The sequence below is a fragment of the Prescottella defluvii genome (assembly GCF_000738775.1).
Classification (GTDB): Bacteria; Actinomycetota; Actinomycetes; order Mycobacteriales; family Mycobacteriaceae; genus Prescottella; species Prescottella defluvii.
Window position 1 is genome coordinate 15,014 of record NZ_JPOC01000056.1, and the last position, 15,496, is coordinate 30,509.

General features: G+C 69.4%; 16 protein-coding genes. 11 read left to right on the forward strand and 5 right to left on the reverse strand.

From position 1 onward, the window contains the following. The first annotated feature begins 34 nt into the window (after positions 1 to 34). From pyrH to IJ15_RS0119280, 5 genes are all read left to right on the forward strand, one after another. Complete coding sequence (gene pyrH, locus IJ15_RS0119260) at positions 35 to 763, forward strand: UMP kinase (RefSeq protein ID WP_031939977.1); 729 nt, start codon at positions 35 to 37, stop codon at positions 761 to 763. A gap of 79 nt (positions 764 to 842) precedes the next feature. After that, entirely contained in the window at positions 843 to 1,400 is a 558-nt protein-coding gene (gene frr / locus IJ15_RS0119265) for a ribosome recycling factor (protein WP_031939978.1), read from the forward strand. A 2-nt stretch (positions 1,401 to 1,402) separates the two neighbouring features. Next, on the forward strand, positions 1,403 to 2,272 hold the full coding sequence (locus tag IJ15_RS0119270; RefSeq protein ID WP_031939979.1) for a phosphatidate cytidylyltransferase: 870 nt from the start codon (positions 1,403 to 1,405) through the stop codon (positions 2,270 to 2,272). Further along, positions 2,269 to 3,012, forward strand: a complete 744-nt coding sequence (locus IJ15_RS0119275) for a class I SAM-dependent methyltransferase (protein ID WP_031939980.1) — start codon at positions 2,269 to 2,271, stop codon at positions 3,010 to 3,012. The genes IJ15_RS0119270 and IJ15_RS0119275 overlap by 4 nt, the downstream gene beginning before the upstream one ends. 50 nt (positions 3,013 to 3,062) lie before the next feature. Beyond that, complete coding sequence (locus IJ15_RS0119280) at positions 3,063 to 4,352, forward strand: alpha/beta fold hydrolase (RefSeq protein WP_031939981.1); 1,290 nt, start codon at positions 3,063 to 3,065, stop codon at positions 4,350 to 4,352. Between the two features lie 3 nt (positions 4,353 to 4,355). Here the strand turns inward: IJ15_RS0119280 and IJ15_RS0119285 are convergent, their stop codons facing one another. Both IJ15_RS0119285 and IJ15_RS0119290 read right to left on the reverse strand, forming a co-directional pair. After that, positions 4,356 to 5,195: an HpcH/HpaI aldolase/citrate lyase family protein gene (locus tag IJ15_RS0119285; protein ID WP_031939982.1), complete on the reverse strand. Its 840-nt coding sequence runs from the start codon at positions 5,193 to 5,195 to the stop codon at positions 4,356 to 4,358. A 71-nt stretch (positions 5,196 to 5,266) separates the two neighbouring features. Further along, positions 5,267 to 5,668, reverse strand: a complete 402-nt coding sequence (locus IJ15_RS0119290; protein ID WP_081880825.1) for a LapA family protein — start codon at positions 5,666 to 5,668, stop codon at positions 5,267 to 5,269. An 80-nt stretch (positions 5,669 to 5,748) separates the two neighbouring features. Here IJ15_RS0119290 and rlmN point away from each other — a divergent pair, with 80 nt between their 5' ends. Then, positions 5,749 to 6,861: a 23S rRNA (adenine(2503)-C(2))-methyltransferase RlmN gene (rlmN, locus tag IJ15_RS0119295; protein ID WP_031939984.1), complete on the forward strand. Its 1,113-nt coding sequence runs from the start codon at positions 5,749 to 5,751 to the stop codon at positions 6,859 to 6,861. Positions 6,862 to 6,943: 82 nt separating this feature from the next. Here the strand turns inward: rlmN and IJ15_RS0119300 are convergent, their stop codons facing one another. Continuing rightward, the gene (locus IJ15_RS0119300; RefSeq protein WP_031939985.1) at positions 6,944 to 7,213 is read right to left on the reverse strand and encodes a DUF2631 domain-containing protein; all 270 of its coding nucleotides are present in this window, start codon (positions 7,211 to 7,213) and stop codon (positions 6,944 to 6,946) included. 149 nt (positions 7,214 to 7,362) lie between these two features. On the opposite strand from IJ15_RS0119300, the gene dxr reads away from it, so the two are divergent. The 4 genes from dxr to IJ15_RS0119320 all read left to right on the forward strand — a co-directional run bounded on the left by dxr (position 7,363) and on the right by IJ15_RS0119320 (position 11,931). Further along, entirely contained in the window at positions 7,363 to 8,520 is a 1,158-nt protein-coding gene (gene dxr, locus IJ15_RS0119305) for a 1-deoxy-D-xylulose-5-phosphate reductoisomerase (protein WP_031939986.1), read from the forward strand. A gap of 6 nt (positions 8,521 to 8,526) precedes the next feature. After that, positions 8,527 to 9,756 (forward strand): M50 family metallopeptidase, encoded by a 1,230-nt coding sequence (locus IJ15_RS0119310; RefSeq protein ID WP_031939987.1) that lies wholly within the window; start codon positions 8,527 to 8,529, stop codon positions 9,754 to 9,756. A gap of 61 nt (positions 9,757 to 9,817) precedes the next feature. Further along, a complete protein-coding gene (gene ispG / locus IJ15_RS0119315) occupies positions 9,818 to 10,972 on the forward strand; it encodes a flavodoxin-dependent (E)-4-hydroxy-3-methylbut-2-enyl-diphosphate synthase (RefSeq protein ID WP_031939988.1) in 1,155 nt (384 codons plus the stop codon). A gap of 122 nt (positions 10,973 to 11,094) precedes the next feature. Beyond that, on the forward strand, positions 11,095 to 11,931 hold the full coding sequence (locus IJ15_RS0119320) for a GNAT family N-acetyltransferase (RefSeq protein WP_031939989.1): 837 nt from the start codon (positions 11,095 to 11,097) through the stop codon (positions 11,929 to 11,931). Between the two features lie 11 nt (positions 11,932 to 11,942). Here the strand turns inward: IJ15_RS0119320 and IJ15_RS0119325 are convergent, their stop codons facing one another. Both IJ15_RS0119325 and IJ15_RS0119330 read right to left on the reverse strand, forming a co-directional pair. Continuing rightward, positions 11,943 to 12,743, reverse strand: coding sequence for a nuclear transport factor 2 family protein (locus tag IJ15_RS0119325; RefSeq protein ID WP_031939990.1), 801 nt, complete (start codon positions 12,741 to 12,743; stop codon positions 11,943 to 11,945). Between the two features lie 60 nt (positions 12,744 to 12,803). Beyond that, positions 12,804 to 13,718, reverse strand: a complete 915-nt coding sequence (locus IJ15_RS0119330; RefSeq protein ID WP_081880826.1) for a helix-turn-helix transcriptional regulator — start codon at positions 13,716 to 13,718, stop codon at positions 12,804 to 12,806. Between the two features lie 52 nt (positions 13,719 to 13,770). On the opposite strand from IJ15_RS0119330, the gene IJ15_RS0119335 reads away from it, so the two are divergent. Further along, a complete protein-coding gene (locus IJ15_RS0119335) occupies positions 13,771 to 15,402 on the forward strand; it encodes an AMP-binding protein (RefSeq protein ID WP_031939992.1) in 1,632 nt (543 codons plus the stop codon). Positions 15,403 to 15,496 lie beyond the last annotated feature (94 nt).

The window sequence follows — 15,496 nt, forward strand, 5'->3', positions numbered from 1 at the left end:
AGAACCGCACATCCTGCAGAACCGAGGGAGAGTTATGACCGCACCGGCCGACGAACGTCCAGGATTCCGACGTGTGCTCCTCAAGCTCGGCGGTGAAATGTTCGGTGGCGGCAAGGTCGGGCTCGATCCGGACGTCGTGACGCAGGTCGCCGAGCAGATCGCCGAGGTGGTGCGCTCGGGCGTGCAGGTCGCGGTCGTCATCGGTGGCGGCAACTTCTTCCGTGGCGCCGAGCTGCAGCAGCGAGGTCTCGACCGCGCGCGCTCGGACTACATGGGCATGCTCGGCACCGTCATGAACTGCCTTGCGTTGCAGGACTTCCTGGAGAAGCAGGGCGTCGACACCCGCGTGCAGACCGCGATCACGATGGGGCAGGTCGCCGAGCCGTACCTGCCGCTGCGGGCCAGCCGTCACCTCGAGAAGGGACGTGTGGTCATCTTCGGTGCCGGCATGGGTATGCCGTACTTCTCGACCGACACGACCGCCGCGCAGCGCGCGCTCGAGATCGGCGCCGAGGTGGTCCTGATGGCCAAGGCCGTCGACGGCGTGTACTCCGCGGACCCGCGTCTGGACCCGGACGCCACGATGTACTCGGAGATCACCCACCGCGAGGTGATCGAGAAGGGCCTCAAGGTCGCCGACGCCACCGCGTTCAGCCTGTGCATGGACAACCAGATGCCGATCATGGTGTTCAATCTGCTCACCGAGGGGAATATCGCGCGTGCGGTGTCCGGTGAGAAGATCGGGACACTGGTCAAGTCATGACGACGTCCAGCGTGATCGTGATCCGGAACGGATACGACCGTGACAGTCGAGATAGCCAACGAGTTGGAGGAGAACAGCCGTGATTGATGAAGCTCTCTTCGAGGCCGAGGAGAAGATGGAGAAGGCCATCACGGTTGCGAAGGACGACCTCGGCTCCATCCGGACCGGCCGAGCGAATCCGGGCATGTTCAACCGGATCGTCATCGAGTACTACGGGTCGATGACGCCGATCACGCAGCTCGCGAGCATCAACGTGCCCGAGGCTCGGATGGTCATCATCAAGCCCTACGAGGCGTCGCAGCTTGGGCCGATCGAGAACGCGATCCGCAACTCGGATCTGGGCGTCAACCCCAGCAACGACGGCAGCATCATTCGGATCTCGGTCCCGCAGCTCACCGAGGAGCGTCGTCGCGAGTTCGTGAAGCAGGCGAAGGGGAAGGGCGAGGACGCCAAGGTCGCCATCCGCAACGTCCGCCGCAAGACGATGGACGAGCTGTCGCGCATCCAGAAGGACGGCGAGGCGGGTGAGGACGAGGTCGGCCGCGCCGAGAAGGAGCTCGACAAGACCACCGCGCGTTACGTCACCCAGATCGACGACCTGGTGAAGCACAAGGAAGCCGAATTGATGGAGGTTTAGCCGTGGGGAAAGCTGACGGCGCCTCCACGGCGTCGCCGGGTCCGGCCGTGGTCACGTCCAAGGCCGGACGCAACCTCCCCGCCGCTATCGCCGTCGGCGGCGGCATCGGCGTTGCGTTGATCTTGATCCTGATCTACGCGCCGCTGGTGTGGATCGGTGTGGTCGCCGTGGCGATGGCGATCGCCACGTGGGAGGTCGCCAAGCGGCTGAGCGAGGCCGACATCCGGGTTCCGGTCATCCCGCTGTTGGTCGGCGGCCAGGCCGTCATCTGGCTCAGCTGGCCGTACGGGACGACTGGGGCGCTCGGGGCATTCGCCGGCACCGCACTGGTGTGCATGGTGTGGCGCCTGTTCGACCACGGGTTGGGGGCCACCCCACGCAACTTCCTGCGGGACACCGCGATCGCGGTCTTCGTGGCCGCGTGGATTCCGCTGCTGGCGTCCTTCGCGACGCTGATGGTGTTGCAGGACGACGGCGCCGGCCGGGTGTTCTGCCTCATGATCGTTGTCGTTTGCTCCGACGTGGGTGGCTACGCCGCGGGCGTGTTCTTCGGTAAGCATCCGATGGTGCCGGCGATCAGCCCCAAGAAGTCGTGGGAGGGATTCGCCGGATCGCTCGTCTTCTGCGTCGTCGGTGGCGTCCTCGTCGTGACGTTCATCCTGGACGCGAATCCGCTCATCGGTGTCCTCCTGGGTGTCGCGCTGGTGTTCACTGCGACGCTCGGTGACCTGATCGAATCCCAGGTCAAGCGAGAGCTGGGCATCAAGGACATGGGCACGCTGCTGCCCGGCCACGGCGGCATCATGGATCGGCTCGATTCGCTGCTGCCGTCCGCCTTCGTCACCTGGCTCGTTCTCACCGTCCTGGTGTGAGCCGCTCCGACCGCGGCCGGCGGCGGGGTCGGGGACCGATCCCGAGCCCCAACATCTGGCACTGGCCCGACATCTACGAGGTCGAGAACCGCGCCCAGGATGTCGACGGCATCGTGTTCGGCGCCCTTGCAGAGGTCGCGGACTGGCGCGGCCGCGACGTCGTCGACGTCGGCTGCGGTGCGGGCTTCCATCTGCCGCTGTTCGCGGCGTCGGCCCGGTCGGTGGTGGGGGTCGAACCGCACCCGCCGTTGGTGGCCGCGGCCCGCGCTCGCACCGTCGGACATCCCTCGGTCCGTGTCCTCGAGGGGTCCGCGGACGCGCTGCCGCTGCCGGACGGCAGTGTCGACGTCGTGCACGCGCGCACCGCGTACTTCTTCGGTCCGGGATGCGGTCCGGGCATTCTCGAGGCGATGCGGGTACTGCGTCCCGGCGGGGTGCTCGCGATCGTCGATCTCGACGCGACGGTGCCGCCGTACGGCCGATGGATGCGTGAGGACCTTCCGCACTACGACCCGGCCGCCGTCGAGGCGTTCTTCGACGCGCAGGGTTTCGCGATGCGTCGGGTGCGGACCCGGTGGGAGTTCGCGGACCGGGACGCGCTGCGCGCGGTGCTGGGTATCGAGTTCACCGCACGGACCGCGGCCCGTGCGTTCGCCGAAACCCCGGGGCGGGGACTGGAAGTCGGCTACCGCATCCACACTCGGACGCTGTCGAACGGCCTCATCCTCCCGACTGGTTAGTGTTACTCGAAGTATTGACACCGGCGCTGCCGTCGTGTGAGCTGAGTCGCATGCTCTCGGTGCGACGAACGCGTTGGACGGCAGTGATTCTCGGTGTGTGCCTTGCGGCCGCTGCCGGCGGTGTGGCCGGGGCGGCGCCCGACCCGGTGGACTTCTACGAGGTCGCGGCGCCGCTTCCGGACGGCGATCCGGGGGTCGTGCTGCGCACCGACCCGTACGCGCCGCTGCTGTCGATCCCAGGCCAGGCCGGGCCGTGGCCGTCGGGGGCGAATCGGCTCATGTACCGCACCACGGATCCACACGGCGCCGCCACCGCGGCGACCGCCACCTACTTCGATGCGAGCCTGCCGTGGGTGGGTGCAGGTGCGCGCCCGCTGGTGGTCCTCGCGCCCGGCACCCAGGGGCAGGGCGACCAGTGCGCGCCGTCGAAGCTCTTCGCGCAGGCGATCCACTACAGCCCCCCGCTCGATTTCGCGGTCGAGTACGAACTGCTGCAGGTGCATGCGCTGCTCTCGCGCGGTATCGACGTCGTGGTCACCGACTATCAGGGGCTCGGCACCGAGGGCATGCACAGCTACGTCGACCGTCGCGCCGAGGCGCATGCCGTGCTCGACGCGGCGCGCGCGGTGAAGGCGTTGCCGGGAACTCGGATCGGCGAGGACAGCCCGATCGGGCTGTGGGGGTACTCGCAGGGTGGGGGCGCGGCCGCGGCGGCCGCCGAACTGCAGGCCGAGTACGCGCCCGAACTGAACATCGGCGGAACGTATGCCGGTGGACCTCCGGCCGATCTGCGCGCCGTCGCATCCGCACTCGACGGCGGCCTCGCGGCCGGACTCCTCGGCTACGCGGTCAACAACATCTACGCCGGCTACCCGGAGACCCGGGCCGAGATCGACGGTGTGCTGAGCCCGGCAGGGCGGCAGGCGCTCGACGACATCGCGAACCAGTGCGTCCCCGAGACGCTCGCGCGGTACGGCATGCACCGGACGTCGGAGTGGACGCGGGACGGCCGGTCGGTCGCGGAACTGATCGATGCGCTGCCGACGGTGCGCGCGGTCGTGGACGAGCAGCGGATCGGGCGCGCGGTGCCGACCGCGCCGGTCCTGATCGTGCAGGGGCGCAGCGACGACGTGATCCCGTACGCGCAGGCACGTCAGCTCGCGGAGGACTGGTGCGGGGCGGGTGCGACCGTCGAGTTCTCGACGGCCGAGTTCCCGCCGATCGCGCCGGGACTCGTCGTCGGGCACGGCCTGCCGATGGTGTCCGGGCTGCCGCAGGCGCTGGACTGGATGACCGACCGTCTCGGTGGGGTGCCGGCGACGTCCACCTGCACCGCCTGACGCTCAGTGGAGGCCGAACACCTCGGCGAGCCGGGTGATCTTCTTGGCCTTGGCGAGCCGGGGCAGGTCGCTGCCGTCCTGCACCCGCTCGCCGTCGACGCCGAGGTCGGCGATCACGTCGTGGGCCCAGGCGATGTCGTGGGGGCTGGGGCTCAGGGCGCGATTGACCGTCGGCGCCTGGTCCGGGTGCAGGCACAGCTTCCCGGTGAGTCCCAGCGAGACCGTCGCCGCGCAGTCCCGTTGCAGGATGGCCTCGTTCGCGGGGACGGTGGGTCCGTCGATCGGGCCCCCGGCCAGTCGTGCCGCCCGGCTGGCGATCGCCAAGCGTGAGCGCGGGTAGGACATCGCGGTGACGTCGTCGCTCATTCCGGTGTCGCGGCGGAAGTCGCCGCTGCCGAACGCGAGCCGGAACGTGCCGTCCGCCCGGGCGATCTCGGGTGCCGCCTCGAGGCCGACCGCCGACTCGATCAGCGCCAGGATCGGCGTGTCCGGCAGTAGTTCGGTGGTCGCCTCGACCTGTCCGCCGCTCTCGGTCTTGGCGAGCATCACTCCCTGTAGGCCCGGGAGGCCGCTGAGGGCCCGCAGGTCCTCTTCCCAGTAGGCGGTGGTCGCGTCGTTGATCCGCACCCACGCCTCACCGCCGCCGGACAGCCATTCGGTGACCGCGGTGCGTGCGTCGGGCTTGCGGTCGGGGGTGACGGCGTCCTCGAGGTCGAGGATGAGCGCGTCGACGTGCTCGGGGCGGGCGAAGCTGTCCGGTTTCGTGGCCGAGGCCAGGAGCCAGGAGCGGGCGAGGTCGGGGCGAATGCTGCGGCGCTCGGATTGCTGTGTGCGGGTCGTCACGGATCGGCTCCTCGGGTCAATGACCGTGTTCGTGTCGTGACTCCCATCGTGCCCCCGAAGCGTTGCCGCAGCTAATCCGGGGGCGTGTGGTCGGTCACGGCGCCGGCGCGTTTGGCTACCCGACGGATCTGGATGATCCGCACGCCGCCCGCGAGCGCCATGATCAGTGCGCCCGCGATCGCGGCCAGCAGCAGGCTGATTCCCGCCGGAAGCGTGAACTGCCATCCGAACAGCTGGAACGTCACGGAGTCGAGGTTCTGCAGGATGAAGATCAGCAACAGGATCGCGACGACGATGCCGATCACCAGGCCGGTCCAGGTGGATGCCGCCCGGGTGCGCGCCAGCTTGCCGGCGTCATGGGCCGGGGTGGGTGCGGCGGTCTCGTGTCGACCCTCCGCGGGAGGTGACGTGGGGGGCTCGCCGGCAACCTGCTCGTGGGCCCTGCCGGGATCCTCGCTCGGTGCATCGGTCATGTGTCGATCATCACCCACACTATGGCGTTGCGCACGCGCATCGGACGTGGAGGCCGGGTAATGGGAGAATGGCAGGCACTATGACTGCCACACCCCTTCCCCTCGTCTTCACAGCGCCGCGCCGCGGGATGCCGCCGCGCCACCTCGCCGACCTCGACGCCGACGAGCGCAAGGCGGCGGTCAAGGAGTTGGGCCTGCCCGGTTTCCGTGCCGATCAGCTGGCCCGCCAGTACTACGGTCGCCTCGAGGCCGACTCGGAGAAGATGACCGACCTGCCCGCGGGGATGCGCGAGAAGGTGGGTGCGGCGCTGTTCCCGCAGTTGCTGACGGCGGTCAAGCACGTCTCGTGCGACGCCGGACAGACCCGAAAGACGTTGTGGAAGGCGAACGACGGCACGCTGCTCGAGAGCGTGCTCATGCGTTACCCGGACCGGGCGACGTTGTGCATCTCCAGCCAGGCGGGCTGCGGGATGGCCTGCCCGTTCTGCGCGACGGGGCAGGGCGGCCTGCAGCGGAATCTGTCCACCGCCGAGATCGTCGACCAGGTGCGCGCCGCAGCGGCAGCCCTGCGAGACGGTGACGTCGAGGGTGGTCCGGGGCGGCTGTCGAACATCGTGTTCATGGGCATGGGGGAGCCGCTGGCCAACTACAAGCGGGTGGTGGCCGCGGTCCGTCGGATCACGTCACCTGCGCCTGACGGTCTCGGGATCTCGCAGCGCTCCGTCACCGTGTCGACGGTCGGGCTGGCGCCGGCGATCCGCAAGCTCGCCGACGAGGACATGTCGGTGCGTCTCGCGGTGTCGCTGCACACGCCCGACGACGAACTGCGTGACACCCTCGTGCCGGTCAACAACCGGTGGCCGGTGGCCGAGGTTCTCGACGCGGCGCGCTACTACGCCGACAAGTCGGGCCGACGGGTGTCCATCGAGTACGCGCTGATCCGGGACGTCAACGATCAGCCGTGGCGCGCGGACCTGCTCGGCAAGAAGCTGCACAAGGCGCTCGGCCCGCTGGTGCACGTCAACCTGATCCCCCTCAACCCGACGCCCGGTAGCGAGTGGGATGCCAGCCCCAAGCCGGTGGAGCGGGAGTTCGTCCGTCGTGTGCAGGCACAGGGCGTGTCCTGCACCGTCCGCGACACTCGCGGGCAGGAGATCGCCGCCGCGTGCGGGCAGTTGGCCGCCGAGAACTAGGACCCGCCCGAGCCGTTCGACGAAGAAGGACCCCGCACCTCGGGTGCGGGGTCCTTCTTCGTCGTGCTCTGTGCTGCGTCGACTACCGCGGCTTGCGGCGCACGATCATGTCGCGCACGAGGATGAAGATGATCGCACCGGCGAAGCCGAGGAGGAACAGGTCCTCGACGTTGCCGCCGTGGTTGCCGATCATCATCAGCAGCAGGAACGCGGCGAAGAACCAGCCGGCGAAACGGAACAGACGCGGCGCCTCGCCACTCCAGCCCCATGCAGCCGAGGGAACCTCGGCGGTGTCGACGTGCGCGGCGACGACGGGGTCGTTGGAAGTGGGGTCCAACTGGGTACCGGCCACGGCTCGATCCTCCTGATCATACGAATCCGCTATCGCCGCATATCGTGGCATACGACCGTGCGTCGTACGAAGTGGGGTCCCGCCCGTGTCGCCGCGGCGGAGATCAATCCTGTGTGATTCTCTCAGCATCCGTCAGGAACAATGGATCCGTGGCTGACACCCAACCGACTCGCGTTCTGCTGCTGGGCAGCACCGGCTCCATCGGCACCCAGGCCCTCGAGGTCATCGCCGCCAACCCCGACAAGTTCGAGGTGGTCGGGCTTGCGGCGGGGGGCGGGAACATCGACCTGCTCGCCCGGCAGATCCGCGCCACCGGCGTGACCCGGGTGGCGGTGGCCGACCCGATGGCGGCCGCTCGGCTGGATCTGCCCGGCGTGCTGTCGGGACCCGACGCGGTCACCGAACTGGTCCGGGAGACCGCCGCCGACGTCGTGCTGAACGCGCTCGTCGGTTCCCTCGGGCTCGAGCCGACGCTGGCGGCGCTGGCGTCCGGCGCCCGCCTGGCGCTCGCGAACAAGGAATCACTCGTGGCGGGCGGCCCGCTGGTGACTGCCGCGGCGGCGCCCGGCCAGATCGTCCCGGTCGACTCCGAGCACTCCGCGCTCGCCCAGTGCCTTCGTGGTGGCCGCGCCGAGGAAGTCGACCGGTTGGTCCTCACGGCCTCGGGAGGCCCGTTCCGTGGGTGGACCGCGGCGGCGCTCGAGGACGTCACCCCCGAGCAGGCCGGTGCGCACCCGACGTGGTCGATGGGTCCGATGAACACGCTCAACTCGGCGTCGCTGGTGAACAAGGGGCTCGAGCTGATCGAGACGCACCTGCTGTTCGGCATCGACTACGACCGCATCGACGTCACCGTGCACCCACAGTCGATCGTGCACTCGATGGTGACGTTCACCGACGGCTCGACGCTCGCGCAGGCCAGCCCGCCCGACATGAAACTGCCGATTGCGCTGGCCCTGGGCTGGCCGGACCGGGTGCCGGGCGCGGCCGCGGCGTGCGACTTCTCCACCGCGTCGACGTGGACGTTCGAACCCGTGGATTCGGCGGTGTTCCCGGCGATCGACCTGGCGCGTCGGGCCGGGAAGGCCGGCGGCTGCATGACCGCCGTCTACAACGCGGCCAACGAGGTGGCGGCCGAGGCCTTCCTCGGCGGGGCACTCCGATTCCCCGGAATCGTGCGGACCGTCGAGCGCGTTCTCACGGCCGGCGGCGAATGGGCCGCGCCTCCCGCTACCGTGGACGACGTGCTCGCCGCCGACGGGTGGGCCCGTGCCCGGGCACGCGAGTTCGTGAAGCAGGAGGGCTAGAACCGCATGGTCTTCGCATTCGGAGTGGTGCTCTTCGCCCTCGGTATCGGCGTGTCCATCGCGCTGCACGAGGCCGGGCACATGTGGACCGCCAAGGCACTCGGCATGAAGGTGCGGCGGTACTACATCGGCTTCGGCCCCAAGATCTTCTCGTTCCGCCGCGGCGAGACCGAGTACGGGCTCAAGGCGATCCCCGCGGGCGGGTTCTGCGACATCGCGGGTATGACCGCGATGGACGAACTCGCGCCCGACGAGGTCGATCGTGCGATGTACAAGCAGAAGCCGTGGAAGCGGATCGTCGTGATGTCGGGCGGCATCGCGATGAACTTCCTGCTCGGACTCGTGCTCGTGTTCATCCTCGCGGTCGGCTGGGGTCTGCCGAACTCGGAGAACCGTGCCGTCGTCGAGGGCACCGTGTGCGTGTCCCCGTCGCAGAGCGCCGGACCGGACTTCGCGCTCGCGGAGTGCTCGGGTGTCGGCCCCGCCGAGGCCGCCGGAATCCGTGCCGGTGACCTGATCACCGCGGTCAACGGTGAACCCACCCCGACCTTCGGCGACCTCGTCGAGAAGACGCAGCCGTTGACCGGGACGGCCGAGTTCACCGTCGAACGGGACGGGCAGACCCTCGTCGTTCCCGTCCAGGTGCAGCAGGCGCAGCGGTACGTCAACGATCCGGACTCCACCGAGCAGAGCCCGAAGCCCCCGGTTTCGCAGGAGGTCGGAGCGATCGGTATCCAGGCGCCCCCGGGCGTCGTGCAGTATTCGGCGCTCGCGGCCGTTCCCGCGTCGTTCGCCTACACCGGCGACATCTTCGTGCAGACCGCGCATGCGTTGACGCAGATGCCGGCGAAGGTGGTGGATCTGTGGACGGCGGTGACCGGCGGTGAGCGTGGGCTGGACACCCCGATCAGCGTCGTCGGCGCCTCGGTCATCGGTGGCCAGGTCGCTGAGCGCGGCTTGTGGGAGGTCTTCGTCGGCCTGCTTGCGACCCTGAATTTCTTCCTCGGCATCTTCAATCTGCTGCCGCTGCTGCCGCTCGACGGCGGCCACATCGCGGTCACGATCTACGAGAAGATCCGGAACTCGATCCGGCGGTTGCGCGGGCTGGCGGCCGGCGGGCCGGTCGACTACATGAAACTGATGCCGGTCACGTACGTGTTCGTCGTCCTCGGCGGCGCGTACATGTTGCTGACGCTGACGGCCGACATCGTGAACCCGATCCAGCTGTTCCCGTGACCCGGTTCGACGTTCCGGTCAAACGATAGACTTGCCCCGTACCAACGAAAGAAGGCGAAACGTGACCAGCCCCGTCGGTTTGGGCATGCCCGAGATCCCTGCGGTCCTCGCTCCGCGTCGCAAGACGCGTCAGTTGATGGTCGGCAATGTCGGTGTCGGCAGCGACTACCCGGTCTCTGTGCAGTCGATGTGCACCACCAAGACGCACGACATCAATGCGACGCTGCAGCAGATCGCCGAACTGACGGCGTCGGGTTGCGACATCGTCCGGGTGGCGTGCCCGCGTCAGGAGGACGCGGACGCGCTCTCGACGATCGCGAAGAAGAGCAAGATCCCCGTGATCGCCGACATCCACTTCCAGCCGCGGTACATCTTCGCGGCCATCGACGCCGGGTGCGCCGCGGTCCGCGTCAACCCCGGCAACATCAAGGAGTTCGACGGGCGCGTCAAGGAGGTCGCCAAGGCGGCCGGGGACGCGGGTATCCCGATCCGCATCGGTGTCAACGCCGGTTCGCTGGATCCCCGTCTGATGCAGAAGTACGGCAAGGCCACCCCGGAGGCGCTCGTCGAGTCCGCGCTGTGGGAGGCGGGCCTGTTCGAGGAGCACGGCTTCGGCGACATCAAGATCTCGGTCAAGCACAACGACCCGGTGGTCATGGTCGAGGCGTACCGGCAGCTGGCGGCGCAGTGCGACTACCCGCTGCACCTCGGGGTGACCGAGGCCGGTCCGGCGTTCCAGGGCACCATCAAGTCGGCGGTCGCGTTCGGCGCGCTGCTGTCGGAGGGCATCGGCGACACCATCCGCGTGTCGCTGTCGGCGCCGCCGGCGGAGGAGATCAAGGTCGGCACGCAGATCCTGCAGTCGCTCAACCTGCGGCCCCGCAAGCTGGAGATCGTCTCGTGCCCGTCGTGCGGTCGCGCGCAGGTCGACGTGTACACGCTCGCCAACGAGGTGACCGCCGGGCTCGAGGGCATGGAGGTCCCGCTGCGGGTTGCGGTGATGGGCTGCGTCGTAAACGGCCCCGGTGAGGCGCGTGAGGCCGATCTGGGTGTCGCGTCCGGCAACGGCAAGGGACAGATCTTCGTCAAGGGCAAGGTCATCAAGACCGTTCCCGAGGCGCAGATCGTCGAGACGCTCATCGAGGAAGCGATGCGGATCGCGGAGGAGATGGAAGGCGGCGAGACGAGCGGCGCGCCGGTGGTCACCGTGAGCTGAATCCGCCCACCCCGGCGCACCTTCATGGCAATGTGGTTCCCAGATCCGGCACTGACAGCTCGACGCTGACAGACATCACGCCGAGCGGTCTCACAGAGACGTGTGACGAAGGGGGTGCGTCGGTGCTCAAACTTCTCGGGGCGAGGCAACTGGGCGGTCGGGACACCGCCGAGGTGCTGCGGGTGCTCGAGTCCGACCCTGTCGCGGCATGCATGGTGGCGGCGAGGGTGCAGCATTCCGGTCTGGACCCGCGGTCGCTGCAGGGCGAGATGTGGAGCCGCGGGGGACCGGCGGAGTCACTGTGCTTCGCGGGCGCGAATCTGGTTCCGCTGCTGGGGGAACCGGACGATCTGCGGTCCTTCGCGGACCGGGCCAGCCGGTTCCCGCGGATGTGTTCGTCTCTGGTCGGGCGCGCCGAGTTGGCGCTGCCGCTGTGGGAGTTGCTCGAATCCGATTGGGGCCCGCCGCGCGAGCTCCGCGCCGAGCAGCCGCTGCTCGCACTCCACGGAGATTCGTCGGTGCGTCCTGACCCCCGAGTCCGCCAGGTGCGGATGGACGAGATCGAAACGTACCTGCCTGCCGCCATCGCGATGTTCATCGAGGAGGTCGGGATCGATCCGCGCGCCAGCGACGGTGGCCGGGGCTACCGACGTCGGGTCGCGAATCTGATCGCGTCGGGGCGGGCGTGGGCCCGGTTCGAGGACGGCCAGGTGGTCTACAAGGCGGAGGTCGGTTCGATGTCGGCCACCGTCGGCCAGATCCAAGGTGTGTGGGTCGATCCGGCGCGGCGTGGGGAAGGCCTGGGCGCGATCGGGACGGCGGCCGTCGCCGCCGCGGTCACCGCGCGTGGCCGCACCGCGAGCCTGTACGTCAACGCCTTCAACGAGCGGGCCCGCCGCACGTACGCGAGGGTGGGTTTCACGCAGGTGGCCACCTTCGCGACGGTGCTGCTCGACTGAGAGTTGCCGGCTCAGGCGTACACGACGGCCTTCGTGACCTGCATCGTTCTACGGTCGAGGTAGCAGAACAGCACGGCGTGCCCGCCGTCGACGGTGCACGTCGCTGTCACCGCGTCGCCCGCGGCGATGAGCTTGGTGACGTCCGCGACGGGACGGCCGCCGAGGAGCTCGAGTGCGTTCTGGTCGCCGCGCTGCGCCGACTCGACCAGTCGGCGGACCGCCCGCTTGCCGCGCTCGCCGACGCTGCGCACCGCGAGCCCGAACGCCAGCGAGCCACCGAGACCCTGCAGGCGAAGCATGCGTGCGCTCATGGCGGCCGCGACACCGAGTTTCGCGCGGTCGATGCCCGCGACCTGGGCGAACATCGGTGCGACCTCCCAGTGCGCGGCGATCCGGCGGATGCGCGGGTCGCCGTGGTCGAGCGTCGTCTCGTACAGCAGGTGCATCGGGGCCTTCGCGACGACGCCGCCGCCGAGTCGGGTTTCGATCGTGACGTCACGGACGACGTCGAGGCCGCTGACGATGTCGTCGTGCTCGACGTGGAACCGGATGTCGTTGGGGGCGATGAACGTGTCCCAGAAACGGGCGAGGGGATCGCCGCCGCGGACGTGGCTGCGCCGGTCGTAGAGGCCACCGAGAACGGGGCGGCCGCCGACCGGGTCCTCGACGACGTGACGGTCGGCGAACAGTCCCAGCCAGGCGTTCTTGTCGTGCTCGGCGACGGCGGCGGGGGACTGCCGCGCCAGATCGAGCAGGTCCTCTGCGGTGGTGAAGCGCGTGATCGTGGCGGGCTCGACCGGTGTTGCTGACATGTCCGCGAGTATCGCACAGGGTTGGAACGTGTTCCAGAAAATTGGATCCGGATCCGTGTCCTACGGGAGCAACCCGAGCCGGCGTGCGGCGACGACGGCCGCGCGCCGAGAGTGCGCGTCGAGCTTGCCCATCGCGCTGCGCAGGTAACTCTTGACGGTCTCGGGTTTCACCGAGAGCCGTTCGGCGATCGTCGCATTGGTGCAGCCGAGGGCGACGTGACTGAGGACGTCGATCTCCCGTGGCGACAGGGTGACGAGCGAGGGCGCCCGCTCCTCGGTGGAACCGATGCTCGCGAGCCGCTCGGACAGGGCCCGGAGCCGCTGCTGGAGTGCGGGGTCGGGGACCTCCTGCGCGATGCTCCGGAGTTCGGCGTGGACGTCGCGGATCTCCTCGGCGTCCGCCCCGGTGTGCGGGGCCTGCTCGGCGGCCGCGGCGTCGAGCAGTTGGACCCTCCGGTCCACCTCGTCACGGACGGCCATCTCGCTCGCGAGGCGTCGTCCGGCCTGCATCATGAGGTCGGCGATGCGGTCGCCCAACTCCACGCGCTCGCGGATCGCGGCGTACATGACGGCGCGGGAGGCGCCGTGGACGACCACCGGTATCGCCAGCACCGAGCACAAGCCCTCGGCGAGGACCGGTTCGTCGTAGTGGTGGGTGATGGTGCGCGCGCGACCGTAGTCGTGCACCGCGGCGGGGCTGCGCCGGGCGACGACGTGTCCGCCGAGCCCCGAACGCTCCGGTACCGCCAGGCCCCGCAGCCCGTCGGTGTAGGTGCCGACGAACTCGCCGAGGTGCAGGGTGCCGTCGTGGACCTCGCCGCCGAACACGACCGGAACGATGTCGGCCGCGGCCACTTTCCGCAGCTCGGTGCGCAGTGCGTCGCGGTCACGAGGCCGCAGGAGGAGGGAGGTGCGGGTGGACACCCTCGTCACCCCTTTCCGGGGGTAGCCGGTCGATGCTGTGACACGGAGCATAGGTGCCATGACGGCCCGATGGTGATCTGGGCCCCGACGACGAGGAGTGACGATGACCGTCGACACCACCACCCGACTACGCGAACTCGCGGAGCTGTACGACACCCCGCAGGCGTGCGCGGCCGAGTTGCTGTGCGATCGGCACCCGGCCGACGCGGTGGCTTTCACGGTCGTCGAGAGCGACCTGTCGTCGACCGACCTGACGTACGGCTGGTTGCGCGAGCAGTCCACCCGCTTCGCGGCCGCTCTCGCCGATCTCGGGGTCGAGCCCGGCGACTGCGTCGCGACGCTCATGGGCAAGTCCGCCGACCTCGTCGTCGCGCTGCTGGGCATCTGGCGTCGTGGCGGCGTCCACGTCCCGCTGTTCACCGCGTTCGCGTCGCCGGCGATCGCGTTCCGGCTCGAGGCCAGCGCCGCCAAGGTCGTGATCTCCGACGCGAACCAGCTCGACAAGCTCGCGCCCGGCGACGACATGCCCGCGGACCCGCAGTGGCAGGTCGTCGTGGCGGGCGGCGGCGACGGTGGTGACGGCGTCCTGCGGTTCGCCGATCTGCTCGCGCAGCACTCGGCCGACGATCCGCGCGGTGCGGCGGTGGCGCTGGGCGGCGACGCCCCGATCGTGCGCCTGTTCACCAGCGGCACCACCGGCTCCCCGAAGGGGGTCCCGGTGCCGATCCGCGCGCTGGCGGCCTTCCGGTCCTACATCGAGTGGGGACTCGACGTGCGCGAGGACGACGTGTTCTGGAACGCGGCCGATCCGGGGTGGGCGTACGGGCTGTACTACGCGCTGCTCGGCCCGATGGCGACCGGCGTCCGCAGCATCCTGCTGCACGCCGGATTCTCCGCGCCGCTGACCTGGCAGGTGATCGAGCGTTTCGGCGTCACCAACTTCGCGGCCGCCCCGACCGTGTACCGCAGCCTGCGCGCCGACGAGACCCCGGTCCCGGCGTCGGTGAAGCTGCGCCGCACGTCGTCGGCCGGTGAGCCGCTCACCCCCGACGTCATCGCCTGGTCGGAGGCCGAGCTGGGTGCCGCGGTCCGCGACCAGTACGGGCAGACCGAGCACGGCATGTTCATCATCAACGCGTGGGCCGACGGCCTGCGTGAGGATGTCGTCGCCGGCTCGATGGGGCGTCCGCTGCCCGGGTGGAGCTGCGCCGTCCTCTCCGACGATTCCGACGAGATCGCACCCCCGAACACCCCCGGCCGGGTCGCGATCGACACGACCGCGAGCCCGCTGATGTGGTTCACCGGGTACAGCGACGCCCCGGAGAAGACCGCGGAGCGCTTCTCGTCCGACGGCCGCTGGTACATCACCGGTGATGCCGGCCAGATGGACGAGCAGGGCCGCTTCTTCTTCTCCTCGCGCGACGACGACGTGATCATCATGGCGGGCTACCGCATCGGCCCGTTCGATGTCGAGAGTGTGCTGGCGATGCACGACGACGTCATGGAGGCGGCGGTCGTCGGCATGCCCGACCAGCTGCGTGGCGAGGTGCTCGAGGCGTTCGTGGTGCTGCGGCCCGGCGTCGAGGGCTCCGACGAGCTGGAGAAGGACCTGCAGCAGCTGGTGAAGAAGAAGTTCGCCGCGCACGCCTACCCGCGGACCGTGCACTTCGTCCCGCACCTGCCCAAGACTCCCAGTGGCAAGGTGCAGCGCTACATCCTGCGTCAGGGTTCCTGACCCGAATCCCCACCCCTTCCGTTCCCTCCCCCCTCGCGTTTTGCGCACTTATCGCTCAGGACGGGCAGGGCAATTCGCGACAAGTGCGCAAAAC